Source organism: Erwinia persicina NBRC 102418 (assembly GCF_001571305.1).
GTDB lineage: Bacteria > Pseudomonadota > Gammaproteobacteria > Enterobacterales > Enterobacteriaceae > Erwinia > Erwinia persicina.
In genome coordinates this window covers 535,720-554,237 of the sequence record NZ_BCTN01000001.1, presented here as the reverse complement: position 1 = coordinate 554,237, position 18,518 = coordinate 535,720, and the positions used below count along the sequence as shown (strand labels likewise).

17 protein-coding genes are annotated in these 18,518 nt (G+C 58.9%); 14 read left to right on the top strand and 3 right to left on the bottom strand.

Features of this window, described 5'->3' with window-relative positions:
* Nucleotides 1-5 precede the first annotated feature (5 nt).
* The 6 genes from nuoJ (at nt 6) to EPE01S_RS02315 (ending at nt 6,285) form a co-directional block, all read left to right on the top strand.
* Nucleotides 6-560: an NADH-quinone oxidoreductase subunit J gene (gene nuoJ, locus EPE01S_RS02340; protein ID WP_062742949.1), complete on the top strand. Its 555-nt coding sequence runs from the start codon at nt 6-8 to the stop codon at nt 558-560.
* Nucleotides 557-859, top strand: a complete 303-nt coding sequence (gene nuoK / locus EPE01S_RS02335) for an NADH-quinone oxidoreductase subunit NuoK (RefSeq protein ID WP_048915457.1) — start codon at nt 557-559, stop codon at nt 857-859. Before nuoJ ends, nuoK begins: the two co-directional genes overlap by 4 nt.
* Nucleotides 856-2,694 (top strand): NADH-quinone oxidoreductase subunit L, encoded by a 1,839-nt coding sequence (nuoL, locus tag EPE01S_RS02330; RefSeq protein WP_062742948.1) that lies wholly within the window; start codon nt 856-858, stop codon nt 2,692-2,694. Before nuoK ends, nuoL begins: the two co-directional genes overlap by 4 nt.
* A gap of 71 nt (nt 2,695-2,765) precedes the next feature.
* Entirely contained in the window at nt 2,766-4,286 is a 1,521-nt protein-coding gene (gene nuoM, locus EPE01S_RS02325; RefSeq protein WP_062742947.1) for an NADH-quinone oxidoreductase subunit M, read from the top strand.
* 6 nt (nt 4,287-4,292) lie between these two features.
* A complete protein-coding gene (gene nuoN, locus EPE01S_RS02320; RefSeq protein ID WP_062742946.1) occupies nt 4,293-5,750 on the top strand; it encodes an NADH-quinone oxidoreductase subunit NuoN in 1,458 nt (485 codons plus the stop codon).
* Between the two features lie 73 nt (nt 5,751-5,823).
* The gene (locus tag EPE01S_RS02315; protein WP_062742945.1) at nt 5,824-6,285 is read left to right on the top strand and encodes a GNAT family N-acetyltransferase; all 462 of its coding nucleotides are present in this window, start codon (nt 5,824-5,826) and stop codon (nt 6,283-6,285) included.
* A gap of 62 nt (nt 6,286-6,347) precedes the next feature.
* Here the strand turns inward: EPE01S_RS02315 and EPE01S_RS02310 are convergent, their stop codons facing one another.
* The gene (locus EPE01S_RS02310) at nt 6,348-8,006 is read right to left on the bottom strand and encodes a glucan biosynthesis protein D (protein ID WP_062742944.1); all 1,659 of its coding nucleotides are present in this window, start codon (nt 8,004-8,006) and stop codon (nt 6,348-6,350) included.
* A 333-nt stretch (nt 8,007-8,339) separates the two neighbouring features.
* Here EPE01S_RS02310 and elaB point away from each other — a divergent pair, with 333 nt between their 5' ends.
* The 8 genes from elaB (at nt 8,340) to EPE01S_RS02270 (ending at nt 17,013) form a co-directional block, all read left to right on the top strand.
* Nucleotides 8,340-8,651, top strand: a complete 312-nt coding sequence (gene elaB, locus EPE01S_RS02305) for a stress response protein ElaB (protein ID WP_062742943.1) — start codon at nt 8,340-8,342, stop codon at nt 8,649-8,651.
* Nucleotides 8,652-8,787: 136 nt separating this feature from the next.
* Entirely contained in the window at nt 8,788-10,044 is a 1,257-nt protein-coding gene (locus EPE01S_RS02300) for an isochorismate synthase (protein WP_062742942.1), read from the top strand.
* Nucleotides 10,045-10,129: 85 nt separating this feature from the next.
* A complete protein-coding gene (gene menD, locus EPE01S_RS02295; RefSeq protein ID WP_062743105.1) occupies nt 10,130-11,797 on the top strand; it encodes a 2-succinyl-5-enolpyruvyl-6-hydroxy-3-cyclohexene-1-carboxylic-acid synthase in 1,668 nt (555 codons plus the stop codon).
* Complete coding sequence (gene menH, locus EPE01S_RS02290; protein WP_084344126.1) at nt 11,794-12,561, top strand: 2-succinyl-6-hydroxy-2,4-cyclohexadiene-1-carboxylate synthase; 768 nt, start codon at nt 11,794-11,796, stop codon at nt 12,559-12,561. Before menD ends, menH begins: the two co-directional genes overlap by 4 nt.
* 9 nt (nt 12,562-12,570) lie before the next feature.
* Nucleotides 12,571-13,428 (top strand): 1,4-dihydroxy-2-naphthoyl-CoA synthase, encoded by an 858-nt coding sequence (gene menB, locus EPE01S_RS02285; protein WP_062742941.1) that lies wholly within the window; start codon nt 12,571-12,573, stop codon nt 13,426-13,428.
* Nucleotides 13,428-14,396, top strand: coding sequence for an o-succinylbenzoate synthase (gene menC, locus EPE01S_RS02280; RefSeq protein ID WP_062742940.1), 969 nt, complete (start codon nt 13,428-13,430; stop codon nt 14,394-14,396). The genes menB and menC overlap by 1 nt, the downstream gene beginning before the upstream one ends.
* Nucleotides 14,384-15,742: an o-succinylbenzoate--CoA ligase gene (menE, locus tag EPE01S_RS02275; RefSeq protein WP_174522404.1), complete on the top strand. Its 1,359-nt coding sequence runs from the start codon at nt 14,384-14,386 to the stop codon at nt 15,740-15,742. The genes menC and menE overlap by 13 nt, the downstream gene beginning before the upstream one ends.
* A gap of 80 nt (nt 15,743-15,822) precedes the next feature.
* A complete protein-coding gene (locus tag EPE01S_RS02270) occupies nt 15,823-17,013 on the top strand; it encodes a nicotinamide mononucleotide deamidase-related protein YfaY (protein ID WP_062742938.1) in 1,191 nt (396 codons plus the stop codon).
* A gap of 108 nt (nt 17,014-17,121) precedes the next feature.
* Here EPE01S_RS02270 and yfaE read toward each other — a convergent pair whose 3' ends face one another.
* Nucleotides 17,122-17,376 carry a class I ribonucleotide reductase maintenance protein YfaE gene (gene yfaE / locus EPE01S_RS02265; protein WP_062742937.1) on the bottom strand — a complete coding sequence of 85 codons (255 nt, stop codon included), beginning with the start codon at nt 17,374-17,376 and terminating at the stop codon, nt 17,122-17,124.
* Nucleotide 17,377: 1 nt separating this feature from the next.
* Nucleotides 17,378-18,508: a class Ia ribonucleoside-diphosphate reductase subunit beta gene (gene nrdB, locus EPE01S_RS02260; protein WP_062742936.1), complete on the bottom strand. Its 1,131-nt coding sequence runs from the start codon at nt 18,506-18,508 to the stop codon at nt 17,378-17,380.
* Between the last annotated feature and the right edge of the window lie 10 nt (nt 18,509-18,518).

The following is an 18,518-nucleotide window of genomic DNA, read 5'->3' as shown; positions in this document are numbered from 1 at the left end:
CAGGCATGGAATTTGCTTTTTACGTTTGTGGTCTGGTGTCTGTGCTGGCGACGTTACGTGTCATCACGCATACCAACCCGGTACATGCGCTGCTGTACCTGATTATTTCTCTACTGGCGGTTGCCGGGGTGTTTTTCTCGCTCGGTGCTTATTTTGCCGGGGCGCTGGAAATTATCGTTTATGCCGGTGCCATTATGGTGCTGTTCGTTTTCGTGGTGATGATGCTGAATCTTGGCGGCCAGGAAGTCGAGCAAGAGCGTCAGTGGCTGAAGCCCTCCATGTGGATGGGCCCGGCCGTACTCTCTCTGGTATTACTGGTGGTACTGGTTTACGCCATCAGCGGCATCAACGACCAGGGTATTGACGGTAAGATGATCGATGCGAAAGCCGTCGGTATCAGCCTGTTCGGTCCTTACGTTCTGGCCGTTGAGCTGGCATCAATGCTGCTTCTGGCAGGTCTGGTGGTGGCATTCCACATCGGCCGCGAACAGCGTCCGGGTGAGGTTCTGAGCAACCGCCCGTCTGATGCGGCGAAAAGTAACAAGGAGGAGCGGGTATGATCCCTCTGCAGCATGGACTAATTCTGGCGGCCATTCTGTTTGTCCTCGGACTGACAGGCGTGGTGATCCGCCGCAATCTGCTGTTTATGTTGATTGGTCTCGAAATCATGATTAACGCCGCAGCACTGGCGTTTGTGGTGGCGGGAAGCTACTGGGGACAGGCCGACGGTCAGGTAATGTATATCCTGGCAATCAGCCTGGCCGCGGCTGAGGCCAGCATTGGCCTGGCGCTGCTGTTGCAGCTCCATCGCCGCAGCCAGACCCTCAACATTGATAAAGTGAGCGAGATGCGCGGATGAACCTTCTCTATTTAACAATCCTGTTTCCGCTGATTGGCTTCCTGTTACTGGCCTTCTCCCGTGGCCGCTGGTCAGAAAATCTGTCAGCGACCGTGGGCATGGGGTCTGTCGGTCTTGCGGCGCTGGTCACGGCTTATGCGGGCTTCGACTTCTTTAATCACGGCCAGCAGGTGTTTAACCAGGCGCTGTGGACCTGGATGCAGGTCGGAAACTTTAAAATTGACGTTAACCTGACGCTGGATGGCCTCTCGCTGACCATGCTGTCGGTCGTGACCGGCGTTGGCTTCCTGATCCACATGTTTGCCTCCTGGTACATGCGTGGGGAAGAGGGCTACTCGCGGTTCTTCGCCTATACCAACCTGTTTATCGCCAGCATGGTCGTTCTGGTGCTGGCCGATAACCTGATGCTGATGTATCTCGGCTGGGAAGGCGTCGGCCTCTGCTCTTACCTGCTGATTGGCTTCTACTACACCAACCCGAAAAACGGCGCGGCGGCGATGAAAGCCTTCATCATCACTCGTGTGGGGGATGTGTTCCTGGCATTTGCGTTGTTCATTCTTTACAACGAGCTGGGCACGCTGAACTTCCGCGAAATGATGGAGCTGGCACCGGCGCACTTTGCGGCGGACAACCATATGCTGCAGTGGGCAACCCTGATGCTGTTAGGTGGTGCGGTCGGTAAATCGGCACAGCTGCCCCTGCAGACCTGGCTGGCTGATGCGATGGCCGGTCCGACGCCTGTTTCCGCATTGATCCATGCCGCGACGATGGTGACCGCCGGGGTTTACCTGATTGCCCGTACTCACGGCCTGTTCCTGATGACGCCTGAAGTGCTGCATCTGGTTGGGATTATTGGTGCGGTCACGCTGGTGCTGGCCGGTTTTGCCGCGCTGGTGCAGACCGATATCAAGCGCGTGCTGGCTTACTCTACGATGAGTCAGATTGGCTACATGTTCCTGGCGCTGGGTGTTCAGGCCTGGGATGCAGCGATTTTCCATCTGATGACCCATGCGTTCTTTAAAGCGCTGTTGTTCCTCTCTTCCGGTTCGGTGATCCTTGCCTGCCACCACGAGCAGAACATCTTCAAGATGGGCGGCCTGCGTAAAAGTATTCCCCTGGTGTATGTCTGCTTCCTGGTGGGCGGGGCTGCACTGTCTGCGCTGCCGCTGATCACCGCAGGCTTCTTCAGTAAGGATGAGATTCTGGCGGGTGCGCTGGCTAACGGTCATCTTAATCTGATGATTGCGGGTCTGGCCGGGGCGTTTATGACCTCGCTCTACACCTTCCGCATGATCTTTATTGCTTTCCACGGGGAAGAAAAAATTCACGCACATGCGGGCAAAGGTATCACTCACCATCTGCCGCTGGTTGTGTTGTTAATTCTCTCTACCTTTATTGGCGCGATGATCGTTCCGCCGCTGAGAGGCGTTCTGCCAGAAACCAGCGAGCTGGCACACAGCAGCGTCCTGACGCTGGAGATTGCTTCCGGTGTTGTGGCCATTGTGGGCATCCTGCTGGCGGCCGCACTGTGGCTGGGTAAACGCACGCTGGTGACCGCGATAGCGAACAGTGCCGTGGGGCGTTTCTTTACCACCTGGTGGTTTGCCGCCTGGGGCTTCGACTGGCTGTATGACAAAGTCTTTGTTAAGCCTTACCTCGGTGTGGCCTGGCTGCTGTCGCGGGATCCGCTGAACGCCCTGATGAATATTCCGGCTTTACTGGCGCGCGGCGCAAATAAAGGTCTGGTCGTCAGTGAAAACGGCTACCTGCGCTGGTATCTCGCTTCCATGAGCATCGGTGCCGTTGTGGTGCTGGCGCTGCTGCTGGTGATCTAAAGGTTAGTGAGTGGGGTGGGGCTGAGCCACACCCTATAAAGAATAAAAATCGCAATAAAGGGAAAACCGCCATGTTATTACCTTGGCTAATATTCATCCCGTTTGTCGGTGGATTACTGTGCTGGCAGCTGGAGCGCTTCGGGCCTAAGCTGCCACGCTGGATTGCACTGATCGCAATGGGGCTGACCTTTGTACTCTCGCTGCAACTGTGGCTGCAGGGAGATTACTCACTGACTCAGGCTGCGGGTATTCCGCAGTGGCAAGCTGAGTTCTCCGTGCCGTGGATCCCACGTTTCGGCATTGAGTTCCATCTTGCGCTGGATGGACTTTCGCTGTTGATGGTCGTGCTGACCGGCCTGCTGGGCCTGATGGCTATCCTCTGTTCGTGGAACGAAATCGAGAAGTGGCAGGGCTTCTTCCACCTTAACCTGCTGTGGATCCTCGGTGGCGTTATCGGTGTGTTCCTGGCAATGGACATGTTCCTGTTCTTCTTCTTCTGGGAGATGATGCTGGTACCGATGTACTTCCTGATCGCGCTCTGGGGCCATAAAGCCTCCGACGGGAAGACGCGTATTTCAGCGGCGACCAAATTCTTCATCTATACCCAGGCGAGTGGTCTGGTGATGCTGATTGCCATTCTGGCGCTGGTGTTTGTGCATTACAACGCGACGGGAATATGGACGTTTAGCTACGAAGAGCTGCTGAAAACGCCGATGACGCACGGCGTAGAATACCTGCTGATGCTGGGCTTCTTTATCGCTTTCGCCGTGAAAATGCCGGTCGTTCCGCTACACGGCTGGTTGCCGGACGCTCACAGTCAGGCACCGACGGCGGGTTCCGTTGACCTGGCAGGTATCCTGCTGAAAACGGCGGCTTATGGTCTGCTGCGTTTTGCTCTGCCGCTGTTCCCGAATGCGTCTGCCGAATTTGCACCGATTGCCATGTGGTTGGGGATTATCGGTATCTTCTACGGCGCGTGGATGGCGTTCTCGCAGTATGATATTAAGCGTCTGATTGCTTACACCTCGATTTCCCATATGGGCTTCGTGCTGATTGCTATCTACACCGGCAGCCAGCTGGCGTTCCAGGGCGCGGTGATTCAGATGATTGCTCACGGCCTGTCGGCATCTGCACTGTTTATTCTCTGCGGTCAGCTGTATGAGCGCCTGCACACCCGCGACATGCGTCAGATGGGTGGCCTGTGGTCGCGCATCAAATGGCTGCCGGGTCTGTCGCTGTTCTTTGCTGTGGCTAACCTGGGGATGCCGGGTACCGGTAACTTTGTCGGTGAATTTATGATCCTGACGGGCAGCTTCCAGACGGTACCGGTGATTATTGTTATCGCTACCTTTGGCCTGGTGTTCGCCTCGGTATACTCGCTGATTATGATGCAACGCGCTTACTACGGTGCGCCTAAGTCAGAAACACCGCTGCGCGGCATGTCTGCGCGTGAGTTCCTGATGATTATGGTGCTGGTGGTACTGCTGGTGTTGCTGGGTGTTTATCCGCAGCCGATTCTGGATACCTCGCACGCTGCGATGAGCAACATTCAGCAGTGGTTTACTGCTTCAATTTCAACTACAAGGCCGTAATTCGCCATGACAATAACTCCTCAACAATTGATCGCGCTTCTGCCGCTGCTGATCGTCGGATTGACGGTGGTAGTTGTGATGCTGTCCATTGCGTGGCGACGCAACCACTTCGTGAATGCGACGCTGGCCGTGGTCGGTCTGAACCTGGCGCTGTTTTCTCTGTACTTTGTCGGCCAGGCAGGGCCAATGGACGTTACCCCGCTGATGCGGGTGGACGGTTATTCAATGCTGTATACCGGGCTGGTGATCCTGGCCAGCCTGGCCACCTGTACCTTCGCCTATCCGTGGCTGGCAACCTATCCGGATAATCGCGAAGAGTTCTATCTGCTGGTGCTGATTGCTGCCCTGGGTGGTGTGGTTCTGGCCAGTGCGAACCATCTTGCTTCGCTGTTTATTGGCATCGAGCTGATCTCACTGCCGCTGTTTGGCCTGGTGGGGTACGCTTTCCAGCAAAAACGCTCGCTGGAAGCCGCCATTAAATACACCATTCTGTCGGCGGCCGCCTCGTCTTTCCTGCTGTTCGGTATGGCGCTGGTCTATGCCGATTCGGGTAGCCTGAGCTTTGCCTCACTGGGCAAAAGTCTGAACGACGGTGTTATCAATGAACCGCTTTTGCTGGCCGGTCTGGGTATGATGATCGTCGGCTTTGGCTTTAAACTGTCGCTGGTGCCATTCCACCTGTGGACGCCGGATGTTTACCAGGGCGCGCCAGCTCCGGTATCGACCTTCCTGGCGACTGCCAGCAAGATCGCCATCTTTGGCGTGCTGATGCGTCTGTTTATGTATGCGCCAATGGCCGACAACGAGGGGGTGCGCATCGTTCTCAGTCTGATTGCGGTCGCCTCGATGTTGTTCGGTAACCTGATGGCCATCTCGCAGAGTAACATTAAGCGTCTGCTGGGTTACTCCTCGATCGCTCACCTGGGCTACCTGCTGGTGGCACTGATCGCCGTGCAGACTCATCAGCTGTCAATGGAAACGGTGGGCGTTTACCTGGCCGGTTATCTGTTCAGCAGCCTGGGTGCTTTCGGTGTGGTCAGCCTGATGTCCAGCCCGTACCGTGGCCCGGATGCGGATTCCATGTACTCTTACCGTGGTCTGTTCTGGCACCGTCCGATCCTCGCGTCAGTCATGACCGTGATGATGCTGTCGCTGGCGGGTATCCCGATGACGCTGGGCTTTATCGGTAAGTTCTATGTGATTGCCGTGGGCGTCAGTGCGCAGCTGTGGTGGCTGACCGGTGCGGTGGTACTGGGCAGTGCCATTGGTCTGTACTACTACCTGCGTATGACCGTCAGCCTGTATCTGTCTCCGCCTGAGTTATCTCAGCGTGACGCGCCGGCCAACTGGGCATTTACCGCCGGTGGAGTGGTAGTGCTGATCTCTGCGATTCTGGTGTTGATACTGGGTATCTTCCCGCAGCCGCTGATTTCGCTGGTGAAACTGGCGCAACCACTGATGTAATCTGATGCATTACAGGTAATAATCGGGCCCACAGTGGCCCGATTTTTTTTGCTTCAGCGGAGGAGCTAAGTTAATGGATATTATCTGGCAGGACCTGCACCACAGCGAACTTGATGTCGCCCAGCTCTACCGGCTGCTGGCATTGCGTAACGCGGTATTTATCGTTGAGCAGCAGTGCCCTTATCTCGATATTGATGGTGCGGATTTGATGGGTGAAAATCGCCATCTGCTGGGGATGCTGAAGGATAAACTGGTGGCGTATCTGCGCATTCTGGGCCCGGACTGCGTCGGTAAGCCGGTGAAGATTGGTCGGGTGATTGTATCCGGCGATATACGCGGACTGAATCTGGGCAGCCGGCTGATGGCGCAGGCGATAAATAGCTGCGAACAGCACTGGCCCGGGCAGCCAATTTTTCTTTCAGCACAGGCGCATTTGCAGGGGTTTTATGGTCGTCAGGGATTTGTGGCGGTCAGTGAAGTGTATCTGGAAGACGGTATTCCGCATATTGATATGCAGCGTACGCAGGGCATGTAATCCTGCGTACGCCACAGGAGGGCGACTTTTCGGTCGCCCCACATCATTTGCTTTACGCGCTCTTAACCGGCGGTCATGACCCGGTCATCCACGTATTTACGCTTATCCGGCGGCGGTGGGACATACTGATACAGCCAGGTTTCACTCAGCGTCTCATCTTTGGTCCGCAGGAACAGACGCATATTCACCGGATCGGTGGCGTCGCTGTCAGGGTACCAGTCGAAGAGAATACGATAACCGTTGATCGGTTCAACGTAGAGGATTTCAACCTGCTTCAGCGTGCCGGAAGAGATGTTAATCACCGGCTCAATACCTTTCGGCGCAGCGGCTTTCAGATCCCCCCCTACAAAATCGACGGCAAAACGGCGAGCCCAGACGTTCGGGTAGTGTTCACCCGGTGCCCAGCCTTCCGGGAAGCCGCCCATACCGGTGCGGGTGGCATTCACGCGTGCCAGCCCGCTGCGTACCGGCGGCAGACCGCTCCAGTAAAGCTTGTAGGAGAAGCTGTGCTCGCTCCCGGCTTTAATGGCGTCAGCTGGCTGCCAGAAGCAGACGATATTATCCAGTGTCTCCCCGGTGGTCGGGATCTCCATCAGGTTAATCGCCCCTTTGCCCCATTTGCCGACCGGCTCTACCCACAGGCTTGGGCGCTTGTTATACCAGCCAATTACATCCTGATAGCTGTCAAAGTCATGGTTCAACTGCAACATACCAAAACCGCGCGGATTTTCATCCTGATAGGCATTGAACGTCAGACGCTGGGGGTTGTTCAACGGGCGACAGATCCACTCACCTGAACCGGTCCACATCGCCAGGCGATCGGAGTCGTGGATCTGCGGGTGGATAGTGTCGCACATGCGGCGTTCGTTATTGCCGCAGCTGAACATGGTGGTCATCGGCGAGATACCCAGCTGCTGGATATCCTTGCGCGCGTAAATGTGGTTTTCCACTTCCATCACCACGCGTTTGTCTTCACAGTGAATGGTAAATTTAAACGCGCCGGTGCAGCTTGGCCCATCCAGCAGGGTATAGACCACAAAGGTGGTGTCATCGGCTTTTGGCGTTTCAAACCAGAAGGCGGTGAAGTCCGGGAACTCTTCCTTACCGTTGCTGAAGGTATCGATCGCCACGCCGCGGGCGGACAGGCCGTACTGGAAGGTCTCATCGACCGCGCGGAAGTAGCTGGCCCCGAGGAAGGAAACGATATCCCGTTTTGCCAGCTCTGGTTTTTTAAACGCGCGAAAACCGGCGAAGCCGAGATCGGTTTTACCTTCCAGCTGTTTGGTGTCAACGTGTGCATCGTTGTAATTGAACAGCTCAGGGCGGAAGTGGATTTCACGGGCCTCACGACTCGCACCATCAACCGAGAACATGCGGATACGGCGTTTAAAGCCCATCCCCACGTGGAAGAACTGAACATCAAGCTGGCGATTGTCGATGCCGTTCCACAGCGAGTGGTTAGCATCATACTGGATTTCGTTATAGGCCTGCGGAGTCAGCGTTGCCAGCGTTTCGGGCAACGGTGCCGGAGCGCCACCATAGGCCTGTTTTGCCATATCGGCGGCCATTTTTTTAAGCACATCAAAATCAAATCGCTTGGCGGAACCATCGGCAATCCCGTCTTCAGCCCAGGCAGCCTGGGAGAACAACGTGGATAAACCCGACATCCCACTGAGGGTTGCGAATGCCATTGACGCTTTCATAAACATTCTTCGATTCATGCCGGAAATAATTTCCTCAGGTGAACGGAGTTTGTAGTGACTGTCGTGCGTTTGCACGCATTCGCTCGGCCGGATTGTGTCCGGCTACAGGGAGTTACGACAGCCTGCCAGGGTAATGATTCAGTTCACGCAAAATTTATCAGATAAATCTAAATACCGCAGTGCTTTCGCATGTGAATTAACGTAAATATCGGAATTTACAGCACTGTCCGCACACCGCCCGCAACAGGCCGTTCGCTATTCTCAGTTAATTCCTGGTAGTTTTCGTCAAACAAAGCGGTGGAAACTGTCTATAGTTATCTGACGACGTTTACTCGCCCAAGGAGAATGGAAATGACTACTACGACTGAACCACATGAAACTCGCCTCGATGATGATCTGGCGCTGCTCACTGAAACACTGGAAGAAGTGCTGAAGTCGTCGGGCGATCCGGCCGATCAGAAATATGTAGAGCTGAAAGCCAAAGCAGAAAAATCGCTGCATCAGGTGAAATCCCGCATCAGTAACGCGTCGGATACCTACTACGTTCGTGCCCGTCAGGCAGTGACGCGCGCAGACGACTATGTCCATGATAAACCGTGGCAGGGTATTGGCGTCGGTGCGACCGTCGGCCTGGTGATCGGCCTGCTGCTGGCACGTCGCTAATAGATACGTTTGCTAACAGACGCCTCCTGGCGTCTGTTTCATTGACCTCTCCGCTGTTCCCCCTTGTCCGGATCAATATTTCCTGTTTTCTCTGCCGCTACGATAGACCTCCCTTTGTTTTATCGCTGAGGTCAGCATGCAACTTGCCCGGGCTATAGACCAGCTTATTCACCAGCTCCTGCAGGTCAGGGTTTCTGCACCCGGTCAGCAGCAGCTTTGCGTCCCGTTGTCACCTGATACTGATGCCCTGAACTGGCTGGATGCCCAGACCTGCTGGCCACAGTTTTACTGGCAGGATCGTAGCGGTGAGGCATTTATGGCCGCCTGCGGGGCGCTGGAGGAGTTTGACTCCACCCTGTCTGCGACGCGGCGCCTTGCGTCACTCCCGGCGGGCTGGCGACTGCCGGGAGCAAACCGTTTTGACGGTAGCAGCTTCTTCTTCCTGCCCGCGCTGCTCTGGCAGCAGGATGCTACCGGCCAGCGGTTAATGCTCAATCTGGTCAGTGACGGTTCCCTGCAGCAGGAAGCCCAGCGGATGGCATGCTGGCTCAGGGCCCTGCGTCCGGCCAGCCCTGCGCTGCCGTTACCTCATGCCGTAGCAGTACATCAGTGGCCGGATAAACCCGGTTGGCTGCGGCGGGTCAGCCTGGCCCTGGCGGCGATTACGGCAGGAGAGCTGGATAAAGTCGTGCTGGCGCGTGCCAGCGATGTCACCCTCTCCGGCCCGCTGTCAGCTGCTGAGCTGCTGGCCGCCAGCCGGCGAATTAACCCCCGCTGCTACCACTTTATGCTGGCGACCGGCGCAGGGCAGGCGCTGATCGGGTCGAGCCCTGAGCGGTTGTATGCGCGGCAGGGGAGTCAGCTGGAGAGTGAAGCGCTGGCCGGAACCGCCAGACTGGAACAGGCGGGACTGCTGGAGGACAAAAAAAATCAGTGGGAAAACGGCCTGGTGGTCGATGATATTCGCCAGCGCCTGGCGGGCGCTGTCACCGGGCTGGAGGTGATGCCGGCAGAGCTGCTTCCCCTCCGGCACCTGCAGCATTTGCGGCGACGTATCCGCGCCCGGCTGTTGCAGCCTGATGATGCCGACTGTGTGGCGCGTCTGCAGCCGACGGCAGCGGTGGCAGGACTGCCGCGCGCGGAGGCACTGGCCTTTATCCGCCAGCATGAACCTTTCGCACGCGGCTGGTACAGCGGATCGATCGGCTATCTGTCGCAGTCACAGAGCGAGTTCTCCGTCGTTCTGCGCTGTGCCCTGGTGGCGGAAAGTCGGGTGCGTCTCTATGCCGGGGCGGGGATCGTCAGCGGCTCCGATCCGGAGCAGGAATGGCACGAGGTCGAGAGTAAAGCCGCGACCCTCGGCGCGTTACTGGCGGTGGGAAAGCGGGGGTAAAGCTGGCCCAAATCAAAAAGACGACGAAAGCGGCTGATTATAATAGCGCGAGGATTTTTGATCGGGAGTGGCTATGCAGCAAGACCTGTCGCACGCAACGTTCAATCGCCGCTGGGCTACCGTACTGCTGGAAACGCTGACGCGCCACGGTGTGCGTCACATCTGCATTGCCCCGGGCTCCCGATCGGCTCCGCTGGCGCTGGCAGCCGCGGCCTGTGAAAACGTGTTATGTCATACGCATTTTGACGAACGGGGCCTGGGTTTTCTGGCCCTGGGGCTGGCAAAAGCCACCGGACAGCCTGTCGCGATGATCGTCACCTCCGGGACGGCCGTGGCGAATCTGCATCCGGCGCTGGTAGAGGCGCAGCTCACCGGTGAAAAGCTGGTGGCCATCAGTGCCGATCGCCCCCCTGAACTGATCCACTGCGGTGCGAATCAGGCGATTGACCAGATCGGCATCTTTGCACCTCACGTTAGCGCATCCCTCAATCTTCCCCGTCCGACGCCTTCCGTTCCGGCGCGCTGGCTGGTATCGGCGGTGGACACTCTGCTGGCACAGCAGCAACACGGCGGCGTGCATATTAACTGCCCGTTTGCAGAACCCCTGTATGGCCCCGACAGCGACGACTTCCACGCGTGGCAGGATGAACTCGGGAGCTGGTGGCACAGCCGGGAGCCCTGGCTACATTACCCGCAACAGCATGCCACTCCCGTCGAAAATGACTGGCCACAGTGGCGGAATAAACGCGGGGTAGTGATTGCCGGACGCATCAGCGCACAGGAGGGCAGTCTGCTGGCCGCGTGGGCCAGTGAGCTGGGCTGGCCACTGCTGGGTGACGTGGTGTCGCAGACCGGGCAGCCTCTGCCCTGTGCCGCCCTGTGGCTGGCGCATCCGGCGGCACGGCAGGCGCTGGCGGGGGCGGAAATCGTGGTGCAGTTTGGCGGCAGTCTGACCAGCAAAAATCTGCTGGATTACCAGAACAGCTGCCGCCCGGATACCTACTGGCTGGTCGATCCCCTGCCAGGTCAGCGCCACCCTGGCAGCGTGCGTGGCCGGCGAATCCAGGCAGAGATGACTGACTGGCTGCAACGCCATCCTGCCGCCGCGCATCGTCCCTGGTGCCCGGAACTGGCCCGGCTGGCCGGACGTACCGTGCAGTACCTGGCACAGCATCTGCAGTCGTTTGGCGAGGCGCAACTGGCCCACCGTCTGAGCGGGCTGCTGCCCGAAAACGGGGCGCTGTTCATCGGCAACAGCCTTTCGGTTCGTCTGGCCGATGCTTTTGCTCAGCTTCCTGCGGGTTATCCGCTCTACTGTAATCGCGGTGCCAGCGGCATTGACGGTCTGCTGGCGACGGCCGCGGGTGTCCAGCGGGGCACGGCACGGCCGCTGCTGATCCTGCTGGGCGATCTGTCCGCGCTGTACGATCTCAACAGTCTGGCGCTGCTGCAACAGGCTTCTGCCCCGGTCGTGGTGATTGTCATCAATAATCAGGGCGGTCAGATCTTTTCCATGCTGCCCACGCCTTCCGCTGAACGGGAACGTTTCTTCACCTTACCCCCCAGGGTCGACTTCTGCCACGCAGCGGCGCTGTTTGGCTTGCAGTTTGCCCGCCCCACCCGTTGGGAGGCGCTCCGGCAGTCGGTCGCGCAGGGCTTTCAGGGCGGCGTGACGCTGATCGAAGTTGTGACCCACGGGGACGAAGGTGCCCAAACCCTGGCGCGCTGTGCCAGTGAGGTAATCCATTTATGATGCTTCATGCACACTGGCAGGGGCACCACCACAGTACGCGTCCGGTGCTGGTCTGGCTGCACGGCTTTCTCGGCAGCGCGGCGGACTGGCAGCCGGTACAGCGCTATTTCAGCCACTGGCCGCTGCTGAGTGTTGACCTGCCCGGCCACGGTGGATCCCAGGCGCAGACCGTCACGGATTTCGACGATCTGTCACAGCGGCTTAACGCCACGCTGCACTTCCATCAGGTCGATCGCTACTGGCTTATAGGCTACTCGCTGGGCGGCCGGCTGGCGTTGTATCACGCCTGTCGTCATGCCGGAAGCGGCCTGGCGGGGCTGCTGGTGGAGGCGGGGCATTTTGGCCTCAGTAACCCCGTCGAACGCCGCCACCGCCGCGATCACGATCTTAGTTGGGCAGCGCGGTTCCGCCAGCAGCCGCTCGGCCAGGTACTGGATTTGTGGTATCAGCAGCCGGTTTTTGCCGAACTGACGGCTGTCGAGCGACAGCGTCTGGTGGCCCGGCGGCTGAATAATCGTGGCGAAGACCTGGCGGCGATGCTCCAGGCTACCTCACTGTCGGCGCAGCCGGATCTGTTGCCCGAACTGCGGGAGAAAAATTTTCCGTTTCGCTATCTGTGCGGTGAGTGGGATCAGAAATTTTTACAGCTGGCCCGACAGGCGGCGCTTCCCCCAGCGGTCATTCCTGCTGCGGGTCATAACACACACCTGGCGAACCCCCTGGCGTTTGCCCATCAGCTTGCCCGTGTGCTCAACCATAATTAAGGAGCCCTGATGTTGTATCCCGATGAAAAACAGCTTTATGCCCCGGTGCAGTGGCAGGATTGCGGTGCTGACTACGGCGATATTCGCTATCACAAAACTGCCGATGGTATTGCGAAAATCACCCTCAACCGCCCGCAGGTGCGCAATGCTTTTCGCCCGCAGACCATCGTGGAAATCCAGCAGGCACTGGATAACGCCCGGCGGGATCCGGCAGTGGGGGTCATCGTGCTGACCGGAGAAGGCGATCTGGCCTTTTGCTCCGGCGGGGATCAGAAAGTGCGTGGCGATTACGGCGGCTATCAGGATGACGCTGGTGTTCATCATCTGAATGTCCTCGATCTGCAGCGGCAGATCCGCACCTGCCCGAAGCCAGTGGTGGCGATGGTGGCGGGTTACGCCGTGGGCGGCGGGCACGTACTGCATATGATGTGTGACCTGACAATTGCTGCTGATAACGCGCAGTTTGGTCAGACGGGGCCGAAAGTCGGCTCGTTTGACGGCGGCTGGGGGGCGGCCTATATGGCGCGCATCGTCGGTCAGAAAAAGGCGCGCGAGATATGGTTCCTCTGCCGGATGTACGATGCCCGGCAGGCGCTGGATATGGGGCTGGTGAATACGGTGGTTCCGCTGGCTGAACTGGAAAAAGAGACGGTACGCTGGTGCCGCGAGATGCTGCAAAACAGCCCGATGGCGCTGCGCTGTCTGAAGGCGGCCCTCAATGCCGACTGCGACGGGCAGGCCGGGCTGCAGGAGCTGGCCGGTAATGCCACCATGCTGTTCTATATGACCGAAGAGGGGCAGGAAGGGCGCAATGCCTTTAACCAGAAACGGCAGCCTGACTTCAGTCCGTTCCGGCGTAATCCCTGATGCGTCGCGCCGCGCTGTACGGATATCAAATCGCGCTGGAGGCCGGGGTGGTACTGCGCCATCAGCGGTTAAAAGTGCGACAGGGGATGCTGGTGAGGCTGTGGGACGGGCAGGCGGAGGGCTGGGGCGAGATTGCGCCACTGCCGGAGTTCAGCCATGAAACGCCGGAACAGGCACGGGAGCAGGCCACCGGCTGGCTGTCACAGTGGTGTGATGGCGTGGTGCCCGCGGAAAGTCATCTCCCTTCTGTCGCGTTTGGCATCAGCTGTGCGCTGGCCGGGTTGGGCAATACGCTGCCCGTAGAGGGAGAGTACCGTCTGGCGCAGCTGTGCAGCGGTGACCCCGATGCGCTGTTTCAGCGTCTGTGTCAGCAGCCGCAGCCGCTGGCGAAAATGAAGGTGGGCTTGTACGAGGCGGTACGTGACGGGATGCAGGCCAGCCTGCTGCTTGAAGCACTGCCGCAACTGACCCTGCGGCTGGATGCTAACCGCAGCTGGACGCTGGAAAAAGCGCTGAGTTTCGCCCGCCATGTCCCACCCGCGCTGCGTTCACGCATCGCGTTTATCGAGGAGCCGTGCAGGGATCGGCAGCAAAGCCTGGCCTTCGCCGCCGCGACCGGCATTAATATTGCCTGGGACGAAACCCTGCGTGAGGAGCCAGACGCCCTGAGCGCAGCGCCCGGCGTAGTCGCGGTAGTGATCAAACCCACGCTGACCGGCAGCATTGAGCGGGTGCAGCACCAGGTGAGACAGGCGCAGGCGCATGGGCTGACCCCGGTGATCAGCAGTGCGCTGGAGTCCAGCTTTGGACTGACTCTGCTGGCGAGGCTGGCACACTGGCTGACGCCGGGAGTGCTGCCGGGGCTGGACACGCTGCAGCTGATGCAGCAGCAGGTGCTCAGGGCGTGGCCGGGCAGTGCGCTCCCCGTTCAGGGCAGCGAAGCGTTGTCATGTCTCTGGCAGCGATAACCGACTGGCCGTGGCGCGGCTGGCAGCTCCGTTGCCCGGATGCACTGGCCATTGATACCGGCCAGCAGCGTCTGAGCTGGCAGCAGCTGGGGCAGGCCATCAGCGAACAGGCCGCCGGTTTTCGCCAGCAGGGGGTCAATGCGGGAGACCTGGTAACCCTGCGCAGCGGTAACAGTCTTGATGCCCTGCTGGCCTGGCTCGGGCTGCTGACCTGCGGCGCGCGGGTGCTGGGGCTCAACCCCGGGTTGCCTGGCGACCAGCTGGATGCGCTGCTGCCGGGGCTGTCAGCCGATTTTATGCTGAACCTGGCGGAGACTGTGGCAGTGCCGCTTCCGGCGCTGACGCTGCCCCGGGGGAGGGGGGAGAGCAGCCTCCCGTGGCAGCCGGAGCGGATCGCCACACTGACGCTGACATCCGGCTCCACCGGGCTTCCCAAAGCCGCCGCACACACTTTTGCTGCTCATCTTTACAGCGCGGCAGCGGTAGCCAAACTGATGGACGCTAAGAGGCATGACCGCTGGCTGCTGTCCCTGCCCCTGTTTCACGTCTCCGGTCAGGGGATCCTCTGGCGCTGGCTACGGGTGGGGGCGACCCTGGTGATCCCTGATGCCCAGGGTTTTCATGCCGCCCTGGCACGGAGTACGCTGGCCTCCCTGGTTCCAACCCAACTCTGGCGTCTGCTGCAACAGCCTGCACTGCCCGGCAGCCTGCGTGCGGTGCTGCTCGGTGGCGCACAGATCCCGGGGGCGCTGACCCGTAAGGCTGAAGAGGCCGGGCTGCGCTGCTACTGCGGCTATGGTATGACTGAAACTGCCTCGACCGTTTGCGCCCGGCGGGCAGATCACCGTTCCGGCGTCGGGGCGCCTTTACCCGGCTATCAGGTTCGTCTGGTGGAGGGCGAAGTGTGGGTTCGTTCGCCGGCGCTGGCATCGGGGTACTGGTCGGCGGGTGCGCTACGGCCGCTGGCTGACGCTGACGGCTGGTTACACACCGGCGACCGTGGCCGCTGGCTGCAGGATGAGCTGGTGATTGACGGGCGACGCGATAATCTCTTTTTCTCCGGTGGCGAAGGCGTGCAGCCCGAACAGATCGAAAAAATCGTGCAGGCACATCCAGCGGTCACGCAGGTGTTTATCGTGCCGCAGGCGAGTGCCGAGTACGGTCAGCGGCCGGTGGCGCTGGTCGAAGGCGGGATCGCTCTGGACCACCTTGCAGCCTGGGCCGCCCCGCGGCTCGCCGGCTATCAGCGCCCGGTGGCATGGTATCCGCTGCCGGCGGCAGAGGGGGGATCCCTTAAACGTTCCCGCCAGCAGCTGAAGGCGTGGGTCGCGCAGCAGCAGAAATAACCGGGTGTTGTCGAAAAGGACATTGTGTTTCCCCGAAGGGCTTCCTACAGTGTCATGACATAAGTACACCGGAGAACAACATGATAAGAGTGGAAATGCTCGCGACGGGCGACGAAGTCCTGCACGGACAGATCGTCGACACCAATGCGGCCTGGCTGGCTGGCGTACTGTTTGAACACGGCTTGCCGATGACCAGCCGTCAGACGGTGGGTGACAGCCTGCAGGAGCTGGTCACCGTACTGACTGAACGCAGCAAGGTGGCCGATGTGCTGATCGTCAACGGCGGGCTGGGCCCGACCAGTGATGACTTAAGCGCGCTGGCAGCGGCCACTGCCGCCGGGGTCGGGCTGGAGCTCCACCCTGAGTGGCTGGTGAAAATGGAAGCCTTCTTTGCCAGCCGCGGTAAGGCAATGGCCCCCAGCAACCGCAAGCAGGCGGAGATCCCACAGGGTGCTGAGATGATCGATAATCCGGTGGGGACGGCCTGCGGTTTTGCCATGCAGCTCAACCGTTGCTGGATTTTCTTCACGCCCGGCGTGCCCTCCGAATACAAAGTGATGGTGATGGATCAAATCCTGCCGCGCCTCAAGGCGCGCTTCCAACTGCCGGAGCCGCCGTTATGCCTGCGCATGACGACCTTTGGCCGCGGGGAAAGCGATCTGGCGTCCGATATTGAACCCCTGACGCTGCCGGAAGGTGTGGTGATGGGCTATCGTGCCTCCATGCCGATCATTGAACTGAAGCTGAACGGTCCGGCGTCAAAAAGAGCAGAGATGGAGCTGTTCTGGCAGCAGGTACGTGAAATTGCCGGGGACAGCGTGATCTTCGAAGGGTTTGAAACTCTGCCTGAACAACTGGCGCGTCGCCTGAAGGAACACAAACTGTCGCTGAGCATCAGCGAACAGTTCAGCGCCGGGCTGTTGCAGTGGCAGCTGATCTCTGCGGGGGCCTCGCTGGCCGCGGGTAACGTGTTACCTAATCAGAGTGAGTCGCTGGGGGTGCTGGCGGCGCGCAGTCAGCAGCTGGCCAGGCAGAATCACGCCAGGCTGGCGCTGGTGGTGGGCGGGCTGGAGGACGACCGTCTGGGCTTCGCGCTGCATACCCCGGACGGTACCTTTGCCCAAAAGGTGAAATTTAACGTCAGCCGTCACGGCCTGAAAGCCCGGCAGGATATGGTCGCCATGCTGGCAATGAATATGCTGCGCCGCTGGCTGAACGGGCAGAAAGTCACCACCGGCCATGGCTGGATTGACCTCGTGGAAACGTTATAAGCATTAAAAAGGGCTGCCCCTAAAGAAGGTCAGCCCTGGGGGATGAGTTGCCGTGCGTGGAGGGGGCCTTTTTTCCGATCGCTCCGTGCCGGTGACGGGCACCGCCGTCTACAACTCGATCTCTATATCCCCGTCGGCCTTGCAGCAGCAGGGCAGAATTTCACCCTGATTGACAAAGGCCAGCGGCGTCGCGCTGTAGCTGACTTCTCCCTTCAGCAAACGGGTACGGCATGAGCCGCAGTAGCCTTCACGGCACTGATACTCCACACATACCCGGTGCGACTCCAGCGCGGCCAGCAGGGAAGGGTGCTCATCATCACATTCAAGCTGCGTACCGGTGGTACGCAGTGTAATGCTCGCCATCTTACAGCTCGAAGTCGCTGAGGTCGTCAGCGTTCACTTCAGAGTCAATCTGGCCGACCAGGTAAGAGCTGACTTCCACTTCCTGCGGTGCCACCTGAACGTTATCGGACACCAGCCAGGAGTTGATCCACGGAATTGGGTTTGAGCGGGTTTTAAACGGCAGATCCAGGCCGACGGCGTTCATGCGGATGTTGGTGATGTACTCAATGTACTGCCAGAGAATGTCTTTGTTCAGGCCGATCATCGAACCGCCGCTGAACAGATACTCCGCCCACTCTTTCTCCTGCTCGGCTGCCAGCACAAACAGGTCGTAGCACTCCTGACGACACTCTTTAGCAATCTCCGCCATTTCCGGGTCGTCTTCGCCGCTGCGCAGCAGGTTCAGCATATGCTGCGTGCCGGTCAGGTGCAGCGCTTCATCACGGGCAATCAGCTTGATGATTTTAGCGTTGCCTTCCATCAGTTCACGTTCGGCGAACGCGAAGGAACAGGCAAAGCTGACGTAAAAGCGAATAGCTTCCAGCGCGTTAACGCTCATCAGGCAGATATACAGCTGTTTTTTCAGCGCGCGCAGGCTGACGGTAACGGATTTACCGTTGACCTCGTGCGTGCCTTCGCCCAGCAGATGCCAGTAGCTGGTCATCTCGATCAGATCGTCGTAGTAGCCAGAGATGTCTTTAGCACGTGACAGGATCTGCTCGTTGGTAACAATATCGTCGAATACCAGCGCCGGATCGTTGACGATATTACGAATGATATGGGTGTATGAGCGCGAGTGGATTGTCTCTGAGAACGCCCAGGTTTCAATCCAGGTTTCCAGCTCAGGAATCGAGATCAGCGGCAGCAGCGCGACGTTCGGGCTGCGTCCCTGAATGGAGTCCAGCAGGGTCTGATATTTCAGGTTGCTGATAAAAATGTGCTTCTCGTGATCCGGCAGCGCCTGGTAGTCGATGCGATCGCGGGAGACGTCAACTTCCTCCGGACGCCAGAAGAAAGAGAGCTGCTTTTCGATCAGTTTTTCAAAGATATCGTATTTCTGCTGGTCGAAGCGCGCCACGTTCACCGGCTGACCGAAGAACATCGGTTCCAACAGCTGGTTGTTTTTATTCTGCGAAAACGTTGTGTAAGCCATGATTCAATCC

What these genes read in the sequence shown, in the direction of transcription:
- nuoJ (WP_062742949.1), top strand. Translation starts at nt 6, where the DNA reads ATGGAATTTGCTTTTTACGTTTGTGGTCTGGTGTCTGTGCTGGCGACG.
- nuoK (WP_048915457.1), top strand. Translation starts at nt 557, where the DNA reads ATGATCCCTCTGCAGCATGGACTAATTCTGGCGGCCATTCTGTTTGTC.
- nuoL (WP_062742948.1), top strand. Translation starts at nt 856, where the DNA reads ATGAACCTTCTCTATTTAACAATCCTGTTTCCGCTGATTGGCTTCCTG.
- nuoM (WP_062742947.1), top strand. Translation starts at nt 2,766, where the DNA reads ATGTTATTACCTTGGCTAATATTCATCCCGTTTGTCGGTGGATTACTG.
- nuoN (WP_062742946.1), top strand. Translation starts at nt 4,293, where the DNA reads ATGACAATAACTCCTCAACAATTGATCGCGCTTCTGCCGCTGCTGATC.
- EPE01S_RS02315 (WP_062742945.1), top strand. Translation starts at nt 5,824, where the DNA reads ATGGATATTATCTGGCAGGACCTGCACCACAGCGAACTTGATGTCGCC.
- EPE01S_RS02310 (WP_062742944.1), bottom strand. Translation starts at nt 8,006, where the DNA reads ATGAATCGAAGAATGTTTATGAAAGCGTCAATGGCATTCGCAACCCTC.
- elaB (WP_062742943.1), top strand. Translation starts at nt 8,340, where the DNA reads ATGACTACTACGACTGAACCACATGAAACTCGCCTCGATGATGATCTG.
- EPE01S_RS02300 (WP_062742942.1), top strand. Translation starts at nt 8,788, where the DNA reads ATGCAACTTGCCCGGGCTATAGACCAGCTTATTCACCAGCTCCTGCAG.
- menH (WP_084344126.1), top strand. Translation starts at nt 11,794, where the DNA reads ATGATGCTTCATGCACACTGGCAGGGGCACCACCACAGTACGCGTCCG.
- menB (WP_062742941.1), top strand. Translation starts at nt 12,571, where the DNA reads ATGTTGTATCCCGATGAAAAACAGCTTTATGCCCCGGTGCAGTGGCAG.
- menC (WP_062742940.1), top strand. Translation starts at nt 13,428, where the DNA reads ATGCGTCGCGCCGCGCTGTACGGATATCAAATCGCGCTGGAGGCCGGG.
- EPE01S_RS02270 (WP_062742938.1), top strand. Translation starts at nt 15,823, where the DNA reads ATGATAAGAGTGGAAATGCTCGCGACGGGCGACGAAGTCCTGCACGGA.
- yfaE (WP_062742937.1), bottom strand. Translation starts at nt 17,376, where the DNA reads ATGGCGAGCATTACACTGCGTACCACCGGTACGCAGCTTGAATGTGAT.
- nrdB (WP_062742936.1), bottom strand. Translation starts at nt 18,508, where the DNA reads ATGGCTTACACAACGTTTTCGCAGAATAAAAACAACCAGCTGTTGGAA.